Below are 19,005 nucleotides of genomic sequence, written 5' to 3'. Positions count from 1 at the left end.
CAGTGAAGGATCACAACCTTGCGCGTTAAACGCTGTTAGCAGACCCTTAAGGCTATTCACTCTGCCTGGCATCGCTTGCTTCTCTACGTCAGCTGCGCTCTTCTCGTGCTCCGCAACTTGCACGGCATTGGGAACCACCTGGCTGGACGGGCCATAGATAAGGTCAACAAACTTTGCCCGGTGCGTCCAGTAAGTAGTCGCGCTCTGCTCAATTAGCGCTGCTCCCTCATTGATATTGTTTAGAACCGCGCTGCATCCGCGCCCCTGAGCATTAGCTAAACTACTCGTCGCAACAACTGCAAAAAAGAGGAGAACCGCTCTCATGCCGAGCCTCCCGTTCGTTTAGCTTTGCAGGCTAATTCCTTTCCCCATTGCAATTCGAATGCCAGCCGCAGCTCGATGAACATCAAGCGAGTGGGATATGACTGGCAATAATGGGGATCTTTCCATGAGGTACGGGTCAAAGTTAGCTAAAATGACGGCCCTGGAACGAATACGACCAGCCGACCACCCGTCTCCTGTTTGCATAGGTATGCAAATTCTTGCCAACTCTTTACAACATCCCTTCACACTTGAGTCAGTCGCCAGATATTGGACAGGTCGGAACTGATTGCTGATGCGGTGCGGGGAATGGTCAAGCACTCATCGAGAGCGAGGTCGATTGCGTGCGCCGGGTTGCCGGTGCCGGTTCAGCGTCGACAGCGTTCTCCCGCCCCAATTGGTCTCCTGGTCGACAGGACAGACCTAAGATGGGAGTTCGGATGCTTGCACTGCAAATCTTCGCTTTCATAGAGCCAAGTTTCCGAATCAATCAACCAGGGAGCCAAAACTACATAGCGGTCGGTGTAGCTCATGAAGACGCACTGAAAGAGCACCGTTGGCAGCAGTCCGTCAAAGTCCACCTTCGCCAGTCTTTCCCCCGGTCTATTGGAGTTACAAAGGAAATCCGATAGAAGGCATGAGTCCGATCTGCACATCCTGCGGAGGTAGAACCGCAAACTCGCGTTCGATTCCGTCAGCGCCGCGGTGAGAGTGCTCAGAAGGCATCGCTCTTCAAACAGCCAGTCTATGTTGCGTCCGGGGTCGCTGGTGCCAGCGTAAGCAGCCAGCCGACGCCAGGGAGTCGTTCCTTTGTACCGTCATCCTCGTTCGGGTACTAAGCCAAAATCGTGGTTTCAACGCAGCGAGGGCAGCTGCTGCAACAGCAGCAGCTGTTGGTCAAAGCGCACTATCCCGGCCTTGCCTTTCATGTAGACAGTGAAAGCGGCCGGATGCTTCTTCAAGGGGACTTCGTTATCAAGGCAGAGTGTGGGATCCCGACTGCCATCCGCATTCGGATCAGGTTTCCGTCCGACTATCCGTCATCCGAGCCGGTCGCATATGATGCTGGCGCATTCTTCCCAAGAGGTGTCGACCGGCATATTCTCTCCAGCGGAGTGTTTTGCCTCTGGCTGCCGCCGCCATGTTCTCCCTAGGACGATGCCGACCCGAATGGCAGTCTTTTGCGATTCCTGGATGAGGTGACGGTTTTCCTTGAACGGCAGCTGGTATATGACGCCACCTGAGGCAAGCAATGGCCACGCCCACAGTATAGGCAGGGAAGTACGGCTACCTCGATTTCATGCTCCCGATACTGGAAAACAATAAGGGGAGCTCCTGAACGCCTTGCTCCCTGTGATTCTGGGAAAGATCTCGCCCGGACGAAACGAAGTCTGTCCCTGCGGGAGCCAACTGAAGTACAGGCGCTGTCACGCGAGCCCGGTCGAACACATTGTCGGCTGAATCGGGAGGGACACGCTCGATTATTTCTTCATGGACCCAGGAAAGAAGGTTAACTCTGAGTCGAAGCGTTCGCTTGGCGACGAAGAAAAAGCGCGTGATAGACCGACGCACCATCCACAAGCAGCATTATTTGAATTGCGTTGCTCTCGTGGTTGACATTAACGGCTCCGAAAAATTGATAGGGGCTCGAGCTGACGGTTTAACCGCCCAATTCTTCCGCGATCTTCTTTCGGGGGGAACGAAGCTGTTGAAGAGTGTAATGGTTCCGTCATCAGCTTTACGAGTGATGGGTTTCAAGCCGTGCTTCCAACCGAGAAAGATGCGGCACATGCGTGTTGGCATATCGCAAAAGATCTCAGAAGGATCAGTGAGTATCTCTCCAGCACTTGTCGTGACGGCTCTCCGGCATGGCCCCAGATGGAGATTGGAGTAGGTCTCAAGATTGAAAAGTGCTACGCATTTACTCGTCCTGGTTGGCGCGAAGAGCAATACCAGTAAGTGGATGCACTGGGAAATTGCGCGCTCCAAAGAGCCAGATGTCCGATTGAAGCTCACTGCGGTGAAGCTCGCACAGAATAATGTGACGCCGGAAGGTCTACTCAATGTCGGCACTTCCTGGGCTACAAGCTTCGAACGAGATCGCATTGTGGAAGCATTGCGCAATGCAAAGATCGGCTATTGATCCTCTGAGGTGCAGCGGTGTCGGATACGCGAAAAGTGTGTTTTGTGGTGATGGGCTTTGGGTTAAAAACCGACTATGAAACCGGTAAAACCCTGGATCTCGACGCAACCTATGAAGCGATTATCAAGCCTGCTGCCGAAGATGCAGAGCTCAGATGTATTCGTGCGGACGAGATCATGCATCCCGGGATCATCGACACGAAGATGTTCGAGATGCTCCTCAGAGCGGAGTTAGTAATTGCCGACATCTCCACTGGAAACGCCAATGCTCTTTATGAACTTGGCGTTAGACACGCTCTTCGTCCGCGTTCCACCATCATTAGGAAGGAGGAAGCTGGACGGCTTTATTTTGATCTGGATCACAGCAATACCTTTCAGTATGGTCATCTGGGTCAAGATATTGGAGCCAGAGAGGCGAAGCGGGCTCGATCCGCACTCAAAGAGATCATCGTTGGCGTCATCAGCGCAGCGTTGGTCGACAGCCCGGTTTACACCTTTTTACCGCAGTTACAGAGGCCTCTACTCACAGACGAGCAATATCAGGATCTTCTCGCTGAGACCGAAGCAACAGAGCAGCAGCTATCGCGCCTCTTCAAAGCAGGGGACTTCAGCGTCAGCCCCGGTTGTTGCTTCTTACGACCATTCGCAGTTCGAAACGACAAGCATCGCAAACAAACCCGAGGGTTGAGGAAATTGTCAAAAATATCCATAATGCTGATTTTTTTTGGCAATTCTGAACCGTGCGCGTCATTTCAATGACTTACAGCAGCAAAAAATCCACAACAGCGGATTGCGGATATTTTATAACCCTTTATTTTCCAATATTATGAGCAGAATTCGATGTCTCGAAGTGTCTGTATTGGCGAACCCATCGGAGCGCTACCTCAGCTTGTTATTTTGAAATCTAGCTCACGGAAAAACTGGAAATCGCCGATACAACGAACACCGAATTGAATTGAGCACAAACATCCGGCACCTTTCGATTCTGGTGCTGCTTCCTGGGCTTCGAGACTTAGCGGGTCACGATGGTGACGGCTGGACCCATGGGAAGGGCGTACGCCACCAAAAAGGGATCTTGGCCGATCTGATCCAGTTCGCTTGCGTTTAGATCCCATGCCCGGCTTTCACGCCTGACGGTGTTACACGTCACTCGCAGTGACGGATTCCATTGTCGGTGAGTGCATCGGCGATTTGACGTAATTGGGCTTGAGGTGGTGTTTGGTAATGGACTTCAGGAGGCTTCGGTAGCGCCCGCTGGGACTTTCCTTCTTCCAAAGGATCCAGTTTTACTGGCCTCTCGTGCCACCAGAAAGGCTACCGTCTTGGAAAAGTGGTTGACTCCTGGTACTCCACGGGCATACCTCCAACGATTCCTAAGTAGACAGAAGCTGTTAGTGCTTTGAGGCACTGGATCGGCCGGATCGCTTAGTGATTGCGCTCTTTGGCAATCGCGGAACAGCCTGGACGCCCGCCCAAAGCGTGGCGATCGTTTGCTCGACCACGAGAGTCTGGTCTGGCAAGTCAGGCACAACCCCTTGGATGACCATGAGCGTGGCGAGGCCAAAGATCGAAAACCACCAAGTGTGAGCTACCACTATGTCATTCTTATTTGGCAATCCCTCATCCTTGGCAACATCGAAAAAGAGCTGTACGAAACGCTGGAACAAAGGCGCGCCAATGTCGTTGATGTATTGTCCAGCGCGGATGCCGTTGCGGCTCTCCGGCCCGAAGAAGACGTTGCGGAACTGCTGTGGATGGGCAACGCAGAATTGAATCAAGCCGCGTGAAGTCGCAAAAAGGCGCTCTTTCGATGCGGGATGTTCAGCGGCAATCGCGTCGAAGTTCTGAATCATCAGCCCGATCGTCTCGCGGCTCAACTCGGCAAGAATGTGCGATTTGTCCGGAAAATGCTGATAGATCACGGCGTGCGTATAGCCGATTTCTTTAGCGATCTCGCGAAGCGTCACGGCTTCGTAACCGCGATCGGCGAACATCTTACCTGCAGCCGCAAGGATTTCGCCCCGCAACCTTTCCCTGCGCTCTAGCCGGCGACTTGGTGATGTGGATGTCACTTTCAATAGCTTATCCCTTTTGACGATTTGTGCGACCGATTGTTGATTTATATCCATTGGATATAAAACCACGGATTATTTTGCAACCAATGGTTTTTCCGAGTCTCTAATGGTCAGGTCGCTCATTTGGATCGGCGGCCAAATACGAGGCAAAAGGAGGAAGCGATGAAAGTTCTAGTGATTGGAGCAGCAGGCAGGAGCGGAGAAGCGCTGGTAAATGAGGCGCTGGCGGCCGGACATAAGGTGACGGCTTTCGTGCGCGGTGCCGCGCAGTACAAGAAGGCGAACGTCAGAGTTGTTGCGGGCGACGCGCTGGACGCGGCCGCGGTCGACGCTGCGGTCGCCGGACAGGATGCTGTGATCGACGCGCTGGGCGGCAAGACGCCGTGGAAAGTGACGACGAGGGAAACGAGCGCGGCCCACAATATTGTGGACGCGATGCGGCGCAATGGCGTGCGGCGGTTGCTGAAGATTTCGGTGGTGGGTGCGGGCGAGAGCGTCAGGAACGCCGGCTTTTTCAACGAGCACCTGCTCATGAGGACGTTTCTGCGGGGTCTGCTGGTAGACAAGGCGGGCATGGAGGCCGAGATCGAAGGCAGCAACCTGGACTGGACGCTCGTGCGGCCGCCAATGTTGACCGACGTCAAGAAGACCGGCGTTGCCAGGGTGCTGAGCACGGAGGGCGGCGAGAAGGCGCACAAGATCGGGCGGGCCGATCTGGCAGCCTTCATGGTGCAGCAACTGGAAAGCAGCCGGTATGTGCGTCAGGCCGTGACGGTCACGACCACATGACCTGTGTAGTACCAGAACGAGGCTTGGACAAAGAGACACCATTTGAAGGGGATGGAGATGAATAGCAGGATAACGCGCATGTTGTTCTTGACGGTAGTGATTGGCCTTGCGGCCTTTTTCACTGGACCACGGATTTGGCCAATGAGCCCCGACGCTCCCATGCCGCCGGCGAATCTTTTGCCCGGCTACATTGCACTCTCCGCGATCGAGGCGCTCGCTTTTGGTTTTGCTGTAGCGTTCGCAATATTCGGATGGCCGGCGATACGCCGCTTAAGTCTTGGGGCGTCGTGGCTTAACAAATGGTTGTTCGTCACGCTTTGCTGGTTCATGGGAAATTGGTGGATGCACGATAACCTGCACATGCATAACGGAATGAACATGCATGGGTTGCTCTTTATTGAAATTGCCTTCCATATCACCATGCTCATCTGCGGGGTGACATTGGCTCTCAGCTTCCTGCGTCTTGCCCCCACACGACGGCCGGAAATGCCGCCTGATCACGTTCTCTGGCCTCGAATGTCGATAACAGCTCGTTACCGCGAATCGAGGCGATCCGACCGGCTGTGTAAAGGGCTGTAACGATTCATGCGACAGATAACTGTGGAAACTCACGGGACTAGCGGAGTGCTAGCTGCGCAACTCACAAGCTCTGCCGTTCGCATCGGAGCATCACTTTCGTTCTAACAAGGAGAAAACGAGCATGTATTTAGTCATGGGTATTACTGGAAAAGTTGGCGGCGCCACCGCGCGGCATCTGCTCAAGCAAGGCAAACAGGTGCGAGCACTTGTGCGCAATCGCGAGAAAACGGCGCAGTGGGCAGACCAGGGCGTGGAGTTGGTCGATGGAGACTGGAACGATGCGGCAGCCATAGCAGCGGCACTCAAGGGTGTTGAGGGCGCGTTTGTTATGTTGCCGGCTGTATGGGCTCCCTCGCCTGATTTCAGAGAAGCAAAGGGCGTGATTGCGAACTATGTCGAGGCACTGACAAAGGTAGTGCCTCCGCGGGTAGTAGCGCTCTCGTCGACGGGCGCGCATAGAACAAGCGGGGCGGGGATCATCACGGCCTTGTCACTCCTGGAGCAAGGTTTTCGCAGCCTGCCATCTCCGGTCGCATTTGTGCGCGCAGGCGGCTTTTTCGAAAACTTTCTTTTCGGCTTACAGGCCGCCCAGAGCGGAACACTGCCGGTCTTCTACAATCCTACAAATCGGAAATCGATAATGGTCGCGTCAGACGACATCGGCGCAGAGGTGGCAACACTTCTGACCGGGCCGGCGTGGTCAGGGCATCGCGTCATCGAACTGGGTTCGATGGTAAGCGCGGATGAAGTGGCCGGACAATTGGGTGAAGTTCTGAAACTCGACGTAAAAGCCTTTGCAGTCCCGCGTGCAGGGTGGGCGGAAGCGTTCGAGCAGTTCGGCGTCCCGAAGGGCCACACTGGACCTGCCGAAGAGATGTATGAGGCCATTAACGCGGGATGGATGGGCCTCGGAATCGCGGGTACGGAGCACGTAGAGGGTACGACGTCCGCACGCGATGTGTTTGCGGCTGCAAAGAACGCCCTCAAGGCGTAGGTCCGGGGCAAGCTGAATCAGCCGCAGTTCCTTGGGAACTGCGGCGCTAACGTGAAGAAAGATCGAGCTCAAACATGAAAGTACTTGTCTTGGCTGCAACGGGCGGAACCGGACGGCTGATCGTCCGGTTCCGCTCGGGTGAATCTCGCTTCACCACGGGAACAGAACTGCGCATCGACGGCGGTCTCACGCTCCTCCAAGCCTTCCTCCAAACTGCAAACTCAACCGAAAGGAATAAGCCATGCCAACCCTGCTTGCTCTGGATGTAAGCCCTCGCGGAGACCGGTCGATCTCTCGCGCCCTTGCAAAGCGTTTCGTCGAACACTGGCAAGCGCGCAACCCAGGTGGCACTGTGATCTATCATGACCTGAATGCATCGCGCATTCCCTACATGGACAGCGACTGGATCGCGGGTGTGTATGCGCCACCTGATGTGGAGCGCACCCCCCCAGATGCAGGAGGCGCTTGCGCTCTCGGCCGAGTTGATCGCAGAACTGCAAGCTGCCGATGTGCTCTTCATCAGCACACCGATGTACAACTTCACCATCCCTGCGGTTCTGAAGTCGTGGATCGATTATGTGGTGCGGCCCGGCTACACCTTCCGTCTAGCCTCAGGCTGGCCGGGCATGCTGGCGAACAAGAGAGCCAGACTGATTGTGGTGTCGCGCGACAGCTACCATGCAGGCGAGCCGAGCGAGGTAGATGACCTGGTCACGCCGGTGCTCCGCAAGGCGCTCAGCTTTATGGGTATCGACGACGTGGGCGTGTTGCGGGCAGGAGGGAGTCTCGCCGTGAACCTTGGCAAGGTCCGTAGCGGCTTCGTTCAAGTCACATTGTGTCTACCAACTTCTGGCAGCGAAAGCTCAAATGGCGATAACAGGGCAATGCCTCATTGGGAACAGCAGGGCGTCCGATCACTTCCTCGATGCGCGTTTATGAGGACTTATGTTGTTAGCCAGCGGACGGTTGACAGCTGCTGAGTTTATTCGAAGTACCGAAGAGCGCCTCGAATATCTTTACCGCGATATTACTAATTTCATTCGGTACTGCCTTTGCATCGAACTTTGATGCGAGTTGCAATGCCGATAGGGCGGTACATAAGGAATGAACCGCTGTTGTTCGTGTGAGGGATCCAATCGCTATAACAACACTACCTCTCCGCGGAGATAATTCATGCTGACGAATTGAATCAGGCCTCGTAGCCGCTGTTGTGTCACGTCCCTATGAGGACAGGCTAGACCTGGAGCGTTACGCCACGCCAGCCAGCTCCGAGGAGTGAGTCAGTCAGACTTTCTGTGGGACATAGGTGGCAAAACCACGATGGTGCGTATGAAATCTATCTGTGGATTCTGCTTGGCGCTGCCCAACATACATGAACAGTCTGCGACGAGGGTCCGGGCCATTGTTCAGCGGCGGGTTGCCATCCAAAACGAAGGAGAGATTCCGATGAGATTTATAAAATTGCGGCTGCTTCTATGTTGTCATTGACCCTAATGGGATCGGGCTTCGCCCAGTCAAATGTCGATCAGACCAGAGAGACTCAGAGACAATTGAAGCAGCAGCACAAGGCAGACAAGGCCCAGACGAAGGCGGACAAGGCGAGCGCAAAGCCATGAAGACCAAGGAGCAGAAGAAGGCTGATAAAGCCCAAGACAAGGCCAACAGAGCAGCGGCCAAGGCCGCTGCTTTGTTGGCAGTAACGGAACCGGACTCAGTAAGAGACATCTTACGTGTGAACGGCTCGTCTGACTTTGACTAATACGAGTGAGAGCAGGCCGAATGCTGCTCCGAAAATTGTTGGGGGTTCAGGTATAGTTGGGTCAATTTCTCCAAATAACCCGTCCTGCTGGTTATTAATGCCAGCTGTAAAATAGACCGCGTCCAGGTTCGCGTTGGTTCCACCAGTGCGGGTTTCGAGCGACCAGAGGAAGGGATTGACGAGGGGCAAGCCGTCGATTCCGTCAATCGTGCCCAAGTATGCGTCCGTGGATGGATTATAGGCAAGAATCTCGCCGTTGCCGAAGTTGCCGACGAGAAGATCGTCACTGTAAGAGCCGAACCCGGAGGGAGCCAGAGTCATTCCCCAGGGCGCGTAAAGAGCGCCACCGGTCGCGATCCGCTTGATGAAGTTACCGTTTGCATCGAACTCGTCCACATAGCCGCCGGGCAGGCCGGTACCTATCGGGGTCAGGTCAGCGTAGGTCACGTAGAGGTTCGATCCAATCGTCTGGATGTTGAAGGGGACGAAGCCTGCCACCGCGTTCGGGTCGACAAACTTGCCGGCGAAGGTAGTCCCCGTGACATCAGCCCATAATGAATTGAATACATGGATATTGCCGGTCGAATTCGCCGCATAGAGGTAGGTCGAACTGCCACTGGTATTCAGCGCGAGGCCGGTGTAGACAGCCCCCGCGGTCGTGGCTGTCACAGACGCTGACGTGCCTGCAGCCCATCCTGAGATGGTGCCGTTCAGCGTATCGAAGATGAAGTGTGCCGGAACCCCGTTTACGAGAAAACCGGTAGTGCTGTTGAACACCTGCCCGGTGGGTCCGGTGACCGGAGGAGTACCGGGCGGGATGGTGACCACCAATGCCTGCGCGGTTCCTGCGCCGTCGTACAGAGTGGCCGTTCCGGATCCTTGATTTGAGACCCAGAAGGGTGAGGTTGGCGAAAAGGAGACACCCCAGGGATTTTTGAGGTTGGGATCGGTCGTGTGGGCAAGATTGGGCACGCTGGAGGCAAGATCGATCTGGGTAAAGGAGTCGGCGCGCGAGTACGTGGACGCAGCGATCAAAGCGATGGCATACGCGGCGACCTCGCACGTCGCTTTGATAGAACGATGGGGGGAGTGGCTTCTTAGCATTGGGTAGCCTCCTATGGCTGGCATGTTGCCAGGACTGCTAGGTGCGTGGCCCGGGTTGGAAGGTGAAGGAAGACGAACGGCTGGAGCGTAAGGGGAGAATAAGCCGGCGGATTTTCGGCTTATAGGATGCAGAATTCGGTGAGGGGTTGCCTGGGAATTTGCAGAGAATTGGCCGTCGACAGGAGTGCGGACGATGTGCTTATACCATTGATGGTTGTGGTTTTGTGAAGGGCGCTGGGCCAAGGCCTTGCTTCCTTCGAGACTTTGGCGGAACTCGAGCGTAGAGCGAAGATGGTCGAAGCTGCGGAACCAGTTGGCGTTGCCCTCCAAAAAGAAAACCACAAATGTGTCGCAAGCTAGGCGTATGATTGCGTGCACTGACGGAGCGGCGGCGGTTCAACTTTTGGAGCAACCATCAACAGATCACGGAAGCGAGTCTCTCCAGGAATTCGTACTTGAGATCTCTACATCCGTACTTGAAGACGTTAACCCAGGCACGACTGCTGGGGCCGGGAAATTCGATCGTTTGCCAAATCGGGCAAGAACAAGAGGCGTTCCCAGTCTGCTTATCTTGAGATCGAAAGGAGAATGAAATGGCCGAAATTGAGGCTCTTCGTTTGTTTATCGAGCAGGACGAGCAAGTCTTGATATCGCTCAAAAAAAAACAAGAGACAGCGATTTTCGAGCATGTCGCCCCAAAAGGGTTTCGAGCAGCCACAGGCAGAGAGAGTGTGATATCGGAAGCTCAGACCGCTCGAGGAGCGGTTGTATAAGAACAGAAAGAGATTGGCTGTACTCGAGCACTAACTGCAGCAGCTTTCGCGGATGTTGAGATGCAGTTGACTCCAGAAGCTTGTGAGTGTGGCGATCATACCTGTAGCGCTCGAAAATCAGGCCGCTGTATCTAAATCTAAGGTGGATGTTCCCAACACACGCAGCGTTGTCGATCACCGTCGGAGCACGTCAATGAGAACCACGTTCAACCTGCCCATTCGAACCATCGCCTTCGCAGCATGCGCAATCAGCAGCGTTTGTGCGAAGGGTCAATCGAGCGAAACAGACCCGCCGAAACTGCAGCGGATTTGGACAGTCGATGAACGATTCCAGTCGTCCAACGTTGAAATGCGACCGAACTTCTGGGCAGCCGTTTTATGGCGCTGGCTCATGGGAACTACAGTCTTACAGCCGGGAACTTCGCCTTCGCCTGATCTTTATCACCATCCGCACTGCCTAAGAGGTGTATCCGGTGGCGTCGCACTCCTTGTTATCAACGCGAGTTCGCGCCATCAGGCAATGGATATATCAAAAGCATCGAAGCGCTACACACTGTCAGCGCAACAGCTTAACAGCCGAAGCGCCCAGTTAAACGGACGCGTCCTCGAACTTCAACCGGACGATGCCCTCCCTGCCATGAACGGAGCCAAAGCGCCGTCTGGCAGGATGACCTTAAACGCTCAGAGCATCACGTTTCTAGGCATTCCTGAAGCAGGGAACGAGGCTCGCAGTCAGTAACGATTGCGCTAGGGGGCGCGCCGGCTGCTCTAAGGTGCTCTCCTCTCGGATGATGCGATAGGGCATTAGCACAGGAGTCTGAGATGACAGATGGAAATAAACCAAGTGAGATGCTTGCACCTCTAGACAAATTGCTCCCGGATCTGGAGGCGATCTACAAAGACATTCACGCTCACCCCGAATTGTCGATGCAGGAGACGCGAACGGCAGGAATCGCGGCGGACCATCTCAGGAAGAGCGGATTCGAAGTAACTACAGGAGTCGGGAAGACGGGGGTTGTCGGCATCTTGCGCAACGGAGATGGCCCCACCGTCATGCTGCGCGCCGACATGGATGCACTGCCCATCAAAGAAACAACCGGTCTTCCTTATGCCAGTACTGTTACTGCGACAGGTCCTGATGGCAAGACCACGCCCGTGGCGCACGCCTGCGGACACGACATGCACGTGGCCTGCTTGATTGGAGCTGCCTCGCTGTTTGCCAAAAGCCGCGATAGCTGGCAGGGAACGTTGATGCCAGTCTTTCAGCCAGGGGAGGAGACAGCACAGGGTGCCCAAGCCATGATCGACGACGGGCTCTTTAAACGGTTTATGAAGCCCGATGTCGTGCTCGGACAGCACGTCATGAGCTTGCCATCCGGGCACCTCGATTGGCGTACAGGAGTTGTGACCTCCGCTGCTGATAGCCTGCAAATTCGCTTGTTTGGGCGTGGTGCGCATGGCTCGATGCCAGAGGCCAGCATTGATCCTGTTGTCATGGCTGCCTCGACCGTCATGAAGCTGCAAACCATCGTCTCGCGAGAAGTCGCTCCGACCGATGCTGCCGTGGTGACGATTGGAGTCCTGCAGGCAGGCACAAAAGAGAACGTTATTCCAGACGAGGCGATCATTAAATTGAATGTGCGCACCTTCGATGAGGGAGTCCGCAAACACGTGCTCGCAGCGATCGAACGAATTGCTAATGCCGAAGCAGCTGCAGCAGGTGCACCGAAACCGCCTGAGATCACGCCCCTAGACAGGTATTCCTTGGTAACGAACGATGTCGATGCAACGAACAAGGTCGTTGACGCGTTTCGTCAAAACTTCTTTGATGGCTCTGTGGAGCAGACGAAGCCGAGCATGGCGAGCGAGGACTTCGGATGCTTTGGAGCAGAGTGGCACGCCCCAGCGGTGTACTGGTTCTTTGGTGGCGACGATCCAGGGGTCTATGACAAGGCCAAGAAAGATGGAAAAATCAACGAGCTTCCGACCAACCACAATCCGCGGTTCGCACCCGTGATCCATCCCACTCTAGAAACGGGAGTAAAGGCTCTGGTCGTCGCGTCGTATGCTTGGTTGGCATCGTGAACGAAATTCTTATTTACGGACGACATCTGGCCGGCCCATTTCTTGTCGCACTCGATTTGCTCGGAACCTTCGTCTTTGCACTTAGCGGCGCAGCAGCCGGCGTGAAGAGCAGACTAGATCTATTCGGCTTGATGGTCCTTGCCTTTGCGACAGGGAACGCGGGCGGGATTACCCGCGACCTGCTTATCGGCGCGGTACCGCCTGCAGCCATCCGCGACTGGCGTTATCTGGGAGTCTGTCTCCTCGCCGGGCTGGTGACATTCTTGTGGTATCCCCATATTGATGTGCACCGCAGACCCGTTTTGTTGTTCGATGGCGCCGGTCTCGCTCTATTTGCTGTCACCGGTACGCAGGAAGCGCTGGCCGCCGGGCTCAACCCAATCATGGCGGCACTGATGGGAATGTTGACTGGCATTGGCGGCGGAATACTGCGTGATGTCCTGGTGAACGAGACTCCTACAGTGCTTCGGGCTGATCTTTACGCCGTTGCCGCACTTGCTGCCGGCATCGCGGTGGTGATCGGACATCTTCTGCACTTCCCGTCTTTTGTGACCATGATTGTGGGCGCAATCCTCTGTTTCTGGCTCAGAGTCATGGCGATATTCCGTGGTTGGCATCTACCAATCCCAGGCATGTCAGCTCGAAAGGCCTAGCACATAAGCCCACAAAAGACGATTGCCATTCGTCGGTTTAAGTCCCGCAAATACCGGCAGCCAGCGCGCGTTGAACCCCCAGATGGTAGGAACAACAATCCCCCATACTGCCAGAAGAACAAACTCCTGGTCGATGACATGCGGGAGAGCCGGTGAGGCAGCAGCGAAAGCCTGCCGGAGGAACAGGCCAAAGTTGATCGCAAGTGTTTAGCAGAAAACCCACCGTCGACGCCGCAATCGTGCGCATCCACGCTTCAGGCTGTGAGGCAGATGCCTTCGGGCCGTACCGTCGAATGGCGTAGCAGAAGGATAAAAATGATGTCAGTTGCAGAAGCCCTGAAAACGGCAACACAATCCGCCACTCCCACATGACAATGCGTGCGAGCCACCGTAGCGCAATACCCAGAGTCCAAAGACTCCACGCAGCCCAGGCAGCGCGCGCCGGAAAGTTCATCGAGCTTTGGGTTTTTGTCAATGAGTAAAGCCCGATGCCGAGAATGAACGAGCCTATCCAGCCAAATATCTGCGCTTGCCCATGAGCCTGCAGCCACGCCTGGCGAAGCGCTGAAGACAGGTGTGCCTCTGAGATATCCACCAGGTTCCAGACTCCAAGAAAGGTCCCCGGCAAGAGCATGAAGAATAAGCCAGTGATGACGAAAGCAGAGACAATCCGCTGGCTCTGCCGCTCCACAGCAACACGTTTGGCATTTTTGTTTGTGTCCAGAATTTGCAGGGGAGTGCTCATCGCACTTCTCCGTTGTTGCCGGAGCGGGTTTCAATATTAAGAGTCAATGCGTTACTTCGATCTCATTGACAATCTTGCCATAGGCATCGGCTTCCTCGGTAACCATGGGAACCTCAATAAAATTTTCAGTTAGCGGAGGCGACTGAACCTGCCACTCCAAGCCGGCCGCCTGCCAGGAGTTCGCTCCGGCAACTTTCCCGTACCTTTAGCGACCAAAGTAGATAGACGGCTGGCAACAGATATCCGATGGCGAATACTGAAACCCCAGCCGTGGATAGTACATTAACACCTGAAACTCAGGTGAATAGGAGTGATAGCGCCGCAGCATACCCAGGTAGGCAAGAATAAATTGCGGGAAAAAAGTAAGGTTGAAGCCGATAAAAGAATTGCCGCAGCCAACTTCCCCGTCGATTCCGGATACAGCCTTCCCGTCATCTTTGGCCACCAGAAGTGTAGTCCGGCCATATATGCGCTCACCATTCCACCTACCATCACATAGTGAAAATGCGCGACGATAAAGTACGTCCCGGTCAGATGGATGTCCATGCCCAATGCCGCCAGAAATATCCCCGTCATTCCGCCCGCCGCGAAGAGACCGATAAAGCTTAATGAACAAGGCATCGGCGTAGCGAACGTAATCGAGCCCTTGTACATCGTCGCAGTCTAGTTGAAGACCTTAATTGCAGAAGGAACCGCAACCATCATGCTGAAGATGGAGAAGACCAGCGCCGAGTAGTTGGATATGCCCATGATGAACATGTGATCGGCCCAGACAAAAAAGCTGAACACCGCAATGTTCACAGACGAAAATGCGACGCGGTATACCCGAAGACCCGCTTCCGGCAGAAGCAGCCAACCACCTCCGAGATAATGCCCATACCGGGCAGAATCATGACATACACAGCAGGATGCGAATAAAACCAAAAAAGATGTTGAAAGAGAAGCGGGTCGCCGTCATTCTTTGGATCGAAGACGCCGATATCAGTGAACCGCTCAAGCGCAACAAGCACCATCGTGATCGCAACAACGGGTGTGGCCAGAACGAAAATGATTGATGTCGCGTAGTAAGAAAAAACCCAGCCAGGAAGATGCCCATCGCAGCCGCGACAACATGCGTATTCAGGTAGTGAGTACCGAGCGGCGTTGTAAATGTCCATCCTGTATCCACTCCACCGAAGGCAATCATGTACAGCTCTAAACAGCCACCCCCCATAAACAGGTACCAGCTCAGCAAATTCAGCCGCGGAAAGGCCACATCCTTAGCACCAATCATCAGTGGTATGAGAAAGTTCCCCAGCACAGTGGGAGCTACCGGCACCAGAAAGAAGAACACCATGATGAGGCCATGGATCGAGAATAATTTGTTGTAGGTGTCCGTGGATACAAGCTCACCACCCGGAGTCAGTAGATTTAGTCTTATCAGCGCAGCCATCACGCCGCCAATCACAAAAAGAAATTGTGGAGAGCATATAGAGGATGGCAATGCGCTTATGGTCCTGCGTCAGGAGCCATGATTTTAGTCCATACTCATTGTTCAGATAATTCTTTTGCGGGAAAATTGAAAGATCTGGGGGAGCTGTGGCCATATCTATCTCCATAATGTTCGCTACGTGAACGCCAAGGTTACGTTTACGGCCTGCTGATTCCCGTAACCGCTCCCTGCCGTGCCTTAACCGGAATCTCCGAAGCGTTGGAAGGGACGATCCGCCGGATGCGAATACGGAAAATATCCGGACCTCGCTGGATGTACTCCCAGGCCACCTGTCCTTGCCGCACGCTCTCAATCTGCCTGCTCAACGGCACCGGATCGTGATCGTTAACCAGCACAAAGGAACTTCCGACGGCGAGCGCACCCAGCTTTTCAAATACAAGCGATGACGCAGGGAACGTGGAACCTCGCGCAGGTCCAACTCTTCGGACGCCGCGACGGACGCGTTGGATTGGCCCGCAGCGAGGACGTAGAGCGCTGAATCCTCATGTGCCTCGAGGCGGTGCGGCACGCCTGCGTCAAGGCGCACTAGCTCTCCCGCACGCAACTCACATGAATCGGTTCCCCCATAGAAAGTTATGTGACCAACGAGAGCGTAGACGGTAACAATGGTTTGATTTGCGTGTTCCGGAACAGATTTGCCTTTACGTAGATTGAGAAGCACCATGCGGTACCTGCTTCATTGACCAGGACTTTAGGGTTGAACTTGTTGTCGTTATACTCGATTAGTTCCTTGAGATTGAACTTCTGCATTCTGGGCCTTTTCGTCCGGCGAATTCAAAACCACGTTATGCCCGGATCTACGCCATAATCAATCCGCAAGCTATGACAAGAGTCGTAGGATTGTTCACGGAGATGCAATGGAAGCCGAAAAGACGGCAGCCCTGAAACATACAGCGCTGTTTGGAGAGCAGGTCAACTTTGATGATGCCGAGATCCGCGCGGTCTTCCTTGTCCCACTGGACTACGGTTCTACCCGGCATGGAGACACGTTCGAGCGGAACAATCTAGTTCAATCGTCCTTTGCAGACTGTTTTTTCGGTCGTATCCTGCCTTCTTTGATCAGGCGTTTTTGTCCGCTTCGACCTAGCGCAGCAATTGGCTGGCGGGAGTGTCAGATGGATCTTGCGGCACCAGCTTGCCATGCATGGCTAAGGTGAGGTTCAGTTCTCGCAATTTCTTGATGCCATCAGGCGCGGCAAAGGCGATGTCAAAATGTGTCTGTAGCAAATCCATCATTTTCTCCGGTGCGCCTGCATTAGGTCCGCCTTGAGGGCATTCTGCGCTACGGTGAGTTGCCTCGTGATCTGTTCATACTCCTGCATGAGCTCAACAGGATCGCCATGGTGCACGGCTATCTCGTGTGGGTTCTTCCTGTCCAGGTTGTAGTTATCGTCTGCTATTTCTTTAGCGGAGACCTTTCAAGAGTGTGGGGTGGCTTGCGACCTCTACGGTGGCAAGACAAGCGTTGTTATCGTCGTGGCAACCCAGTCAGGTCTCGGAACGACAACGCCGCACGGTGCGGTTACCGCGTCTTACGGAACCTTCGGAGATATCCGCGATTTATCGCAGGACAATACCGGAGCCGAGTTGCAGATAATTTTGTACGTTGATGCTGCCGTTGGGTAGTTGCGTCCTTAGCCAGTCTGCTTCAAAGGCTCGCACAGCGAGATGTCGACTAACTGGATGGCGCCCATAGGCCTCAGTTCCATAGGCGAGGAAATCGCCGTCCGACGCAAAACCTTAGGCCTCAGTCAGGCTGCATTGGCAAAGCAGGCAAAAGTCGGCCATTCCACGCTGGATGCGTTGGAGAACGACCGCCTCGGAGAACTCGGGCTATCCAAAATCATTAAGCTCCTGTCGGTGCTTGGAATGGAACTGAAGATTCAGGAAACATCGGGACGCCGCCCAACGCTGGAAGAACTCATGGAAGAGGATCATGATGATCAAGGTCTGGACCGACAGCGCTGAAGCCGGGTTGCTCGACCGCTCCGGTGATCGCGGAAGTACTTTCGTGTACCTGCCAGAAACCATCGGTATGCGCGCTGTATCAGTCACGATGCCAGTGCGCCTCGCATCCTGGGATACACGTTTTGGGCTTGCGCCCATTTTCGAGATGAATCTACCGGAAGGCGTGCTTCGCGAGCGACTACGACTCGCTTTTGCAAAAGCTACCGGGACATTCGATGATTTTGACCTGCTGGGCATCGTGGGTCGCTCGCAGGTCGGTCGCATTCGCTATACCGGCCAGAAAGAAAAGCTGGAGGAGGATGTCCCCTTTCAGTCCGTCGATGAGATCCTGGAACGCCGACGTGGCGGTGATCTGTTCCGCTACCTTATCGAGCGCTTCGCCTCGTTCTCAGACATCAGCGGCGTCCAGCCCAAAGTTCTGGTCCGTGATGAGAATGCCTTCTCTGCCCATAGAAAAGATGCACGCCTGTCGCAAAGCTATCGAGGTGCGACGCACATTGTGAAGTTCTGGGAACCGAATGAGTTTCCGCAATTGGCGGCGAACGAGTATTTCTGTCTCAAGGTCGCCGAGAAATGTGGAATCGACGTGCCCCGCTTCTCCCTCTCTGAGGATGCGAGCGCACTGGTGATTGACCGTTTCGACCTTCGCCTTGATGGCACCGATCGCGGCTTTGAGGATTTCTGCGTACTCAATGCCAAACGAACCGATCAGAAATACAGCGGCAGTTACGAGACCTCGATTTTAAAGCGATTCCAGCAGTTCGCGAACTCACCGCATGTCTATGCCGATATTGAGAAGCTCTTCACTCTTATCGCTCTCAACTGTGTACATGACTTTCCTTCTTCATTGATTGGACGGCGGAGGAAAGATATGCGGATTGGGCTGCGACATAATATTTCTGTAAGCTTTGCATGGGCAGAGCAATTTGCACGAACGTGAGCGTCTGCGGTCGCTACTGGGCCACATTGCCGATAAGCTTCACCACTCTGGAAGCATCGATGTCCCAATCGGAGCGCGAAGCCCATGATTGACATGATGGCGCCCGTGTCCTTTCTCGATCAGGCGGACGCGCTTGGTCACAGCCAGCTTTACGGGGCCAAGTTATGGTGCATTCTCCTCTCCGGCTCCTCGGGCAACTCGACGCTTCGCAAGAGAGCGAGCCCATAGTTATGCCAGGTCGGAAAATCGCCGATGTAGGCCGAACGTGGGCGAACCCTGCCACCCTGTATCGCTTGGCCCTGCGTGAGGAAGCGATCGGCGATGCCGCGCTGGTCGAGAACCTCTAGGGCATGCAAAACCAGAATAGGTTTTACCCGTCATTCCAAGATCGATGCCGCATTCGATTGCCTGAGTTCAACCTGATACCTCCAGAGTGGTTCGGTAGGGAAGAGGAGAACGGCGAAGAGTAATTTGCCTTGGCTGAAGGCCATGGAGGACGTGCCGGAAGGCTCCTTAAAACAGGGCTACATCGGAGCTAGCGGAGGGAGACTCTCACCTTGCAGCAGGAAATAGGAAGAATGAGGGT

Annotated in this window: 19 protein-coding genes and 4 pseudogenes; 16 read left to right on the top strand and 7 right to left on the bottom strand. The window is 54.6% G+C overall.

The features are described from left to right. The first annotated feature begins 1,674 nt into the window (after positions 1-1,674). From P4G45_RS17035 to P4G45_RS09010, 3 genes are all read left to right on the top strand, one after another. Positions 1,675-1,782, top strand: a complete 108-nt coding sequence (locus P4G45_RS17035; RefSeq protein WP_373694194.1) for an SEC-C metal-binding domain-containing protein — start codon at positions 1,675-1,677, stop codon at positions 1,780-1,782. A gap of 442 nt (positions 1,783-2,224) precedes the next feature. Next, on the top strand, positions 2,225-2,464 hold the full coding sequence (locus P4G45_RS09015; RefSeq protein WP_348266146.1) for a TIR domain-containing protein: 240 nt from the start codon (positions 2,225-2,227) through the stop codon (positions 2,462-2,464). 17 nt (positions 2,465-2,481) lie between these two features. Continuing rightward, positions 2,482-3,222, top strand: a complete 741-nt coding sequence (locus P4G45_RS09010) for a hypothetical protein (protein ID WP_348266145.1) — start codon at positions 2,482-2,484, stop codon at positions 3,220-3,222. Positions 3,223-3,854: 632 nt separating this feature from the next. Here the strand turns inward: P4G45_RS09010 and P4G45_RS09005 are convergent. Then, positions 3,855-4,592, bottom strand: a complete 738-nt coding sequence (locus P4G45_RS09005) for a TetR/AcrR family transcriptional regulator (protein ID WP_348266144.1) — start codon at positions 4,590-4,592, stop codon at positions 3,855-3,857. A 108-nt stretch (positions 4,593-4,700) separates the two neighbouring features. Between P4G45_RS09005 and P4G45_RS09000 the strand changes: the two genes are divergently transcribed. The 5 genes and pseudogenes from P4G45_RS09000 (at position 4,701) to P4G45_RS08985 (ending at position 7,880) form a co-directional block, all read left to right on the top strand. Then, positions 4,701-5,327: an NAD(P)H-binding protein gene (locus P4G45_RS09000; RefSeq protein ID WP_348266143.1), complete on the top strand. Its 627-nt coding sequence runs from the start codon at positions 4,701-4,703 to the stop codon at positions 5,325-5,327. 141 nt (positions 5,328-5,468) lie between these two features. Continuing rightward, the gene (locus P4G45_RS08995; protein WP_348266142.1) at positions 5,469-5,906 is read left to right on the top strand and encodes a hypothetical protein; all 438 of its coding nucleotides are present in this window, start codon (positions 5,469-5,471) and stop codon (positions 5,904-5,906) included. 133 nt (positions 5,907-6,039) lie between these two features. After that, positions 6,040-6,900, top strand: a complete 861-nt coding sequence (locus tag P4G45_RS08990; RefSeq protein ID WP_348266141.1) for an NmrA family NAD(P)-binding protein — start codon at positions 6,040-6,042, stop codon at positions 6,898-6,900. A gap of 241 nt (positions 6,901-7,141) precedes the next feature. Then, a pseudogene (locus P4G45_RS17030) lies at positions 7,142-7,285 on the top strand (NAD(P)H-dependent oxidoreductase); the annotation flags it as partial. Between the two features lie 34 nt (positions 7,286-7,319). After that, positions 7,320-7,880: an FMN-dependent NADH-azoreductase gene (locus P4G45_RS08985; protein WP_373695284.1), complete on the top strand. Its 561-nt coding sequence runs from the start codon at positions 7,320-7,322 to the stop codon at positions 7,878-7,880. Positions 7,881-8,626: 746 nt separating this feature from the next. Here P4G45_RS08985 and P4G45_RS08980 read toward each other — a convergent pair. Next, a complete protein-coding gene (locus tag P4G45_RS08980; RefSeq protein ID WP_348266139.1) occupies positions 8,627-9,763 on the bottom strand; it encodes a TIGR03118 family protein in 1,137 nt (378 codons plus the stop codon). A gap of 593 nt (positions 9,764-10,356) precedes the next feature. Between P4G45_RS08980 and P4G45_RS08975 the strand changes: the two genes are divergently transcribed. The 4 genes from P4G45_RS08975 (at position 10,357) to P4G45_RS08960 (ending at position 13,274) form a co-directional block, all read left to right on the top strand. Beyond that, positions 10,357-10,536: a hypothetical protein gene (locus P4G45_RS08975; RefSeq protein WP_348266138.1), complete on the top strand. Its 180-nt coding sequence runs from the start codon at positions 10,357-10,359 to the stop codon at positions 10,534-10,536. Positions 10,537-10,618: 82 nt separating this feature from the next. Continuing rightward, entirely contained in the window at positions 10,619-11,275 is a 657-nt protein-coding gene (locus tag P4G45_RS08970) for a hypothetical protein (protein WP_348266137.1), read from the top strand. An 83-nt stretch (positions 11,276-11,358) separates the two neighbouring features. Further along, the gene (locus P4G45_RS08965) at positions 11,359-12,621 is read left to right on the top strand and encodes a M20 family metallopeptidase (RefSeq protein ID WP_348266136.1); all 1,263 of its coding nucleotides are present in this window, start codon (positions 11,359-11,361) and stop codon (positions 12,619-12,621) included. Continuing rightward, entirely contained in the window at positions 12,618-13,274 is a 657-nt protein-coding gene (locus P4G45_RS08960; protein ID WP_348266135.1) for a trimeric intracellular cation channel family protein, read from the top strand. The genes P4G45_RS08965 and P4G45_RS08960 overlap by 4 nt, the downstream gene beginning before the upstream one ends. Positions 13,275-13,311: 37 nt before the next feature. Here P4G45_RS08960 and P4G45_RS08955 read toward each other — a convergent pair whose 3' ends face one another. From P4G45_RS08955 to P4G45_RS08940, 5 genes and pseudogenes are all read right to left on the bottom strand, one after another. Continuing rightward, positions 13,312-14,019 (bottom strand): hypothetical protein, encoded by a 708-nt coding sequence (locus tag P4G45_RS08955; protein WP_348266134.1) that lies wholly within the window; start codon positions 14,017-14,019, stop codon positions 13,312-13,314. Between the two features lie 282 nt (positions 14,020-14,301). Continuing rightward, positions 14,302-15,451, bottom strand: a pseudogene (locus P4G45_RS08950) (cbb3-type cytochrome c oxidase subunit I). A 197-nt stretch (positions 15,452-15,648) separates the two neighbouring features. Next, positions 15,649-15,879, bottom strand: a pseudogene (locus tag P4G45_RS08945) (DUF2249 domain-containing protein); the annotation flags it as partial. A gap of 149 nt (positions 15,880-16,028) precedes the next feature. Then, positions 16,029-16,175, bottom strand: a pseudogene (locus P4G45_RS17025) (hypothetical protein); the annotation flags it as partial. A 419-nt stretch (positions 16,176-16,594) separates the two neighbouring features. Next, the gene (locus P4G45_RS08940) at positions 16,595-16,747 is read right to left on the bottom strand and encodes a hypothetical protein (RefSeq protein WP_348266133.1); all 153 of its coding nucleotides are present in this window, start codon (positions 16,745-16,747) and stop codon (positions 16,595-16,597) included. Positions 16,748-16,942: 195 nt separating this feature from the next. On the opposite strand from P4G45_RS08940, the gene P4G45_RS08935 reads away from it, so the two are divergent. The 4 genes from P4G45_RS08935 to P4G45_RS08920 all read left to right on the top strand — a co-directional run bounded on the left by P4G45_RS08935 (position 16,943) and on the right by P4G45_RS08920 (position 18,647). Then, a complete protein-coding gene (locus tag P4G45_RS08935; RefSeq protein WP_348266132.1) occupies positions 16,943-17,137 on the top strand; it encodes a hypothetical protein in 195 nt (64 codons plus the stop codon). A 42-nt stretch (positions 17,138-17,179) separates the two neighbouring features. Beyond that, positions 17,180-17,479 carry a helix-turn-helix domain-containing protein gene (locus P4G45_RS08930; RefSeq protein WP_348266131.1) on the top strand — a complete coding sequence of 100 codons (300 nt, stop codon included), beginning with the start codon at positions 17,180-17,182 and terminating at the stop codon, positions 17,477-17,479. Further along, positions 17,448-18,419, top strand: a complete 972-nt coding sequence (locus P4G45_RS08925) for a HipA domain-containing protein (protein WP_348266130.1) — start codon at positions 17,448-17,450, stop codon at positions 18,417-18,419. Before P4G45_RS08930 ends, P4G45_RS08925 begins: the two co-directional genes overlap by 32 nt. An 84-nt stretch (positions 18,420-18,503) precedes the next feature. Further along, positions 18,504-18,647: a hypothetical protein gene (locus P4G45_RS08920; RefSeq protein WP_348266129.1), complete on the top strand. Its 144-nt coding sequence runs from the start codon at positions 18,504-18,506 to the stop codon at positions 18,645-18,647. Positions 18,648-19,005 lie beyond the last annotated feature (358 nt).

The sequence above is a fragment of the Edaphobacter paludis genome, assembly GCF_039993895.1.
GTDB classification, from domain to species: domain Bacteria; phylum Acidobacteriota; class Terriglobia; order Terriglobales; family Acidobacteriaceae; genus Edaphobacter; species Edaphobacter paludis.
This window is presented reverse-complemented; position numbering and strand designations above follow the sequence as displayed.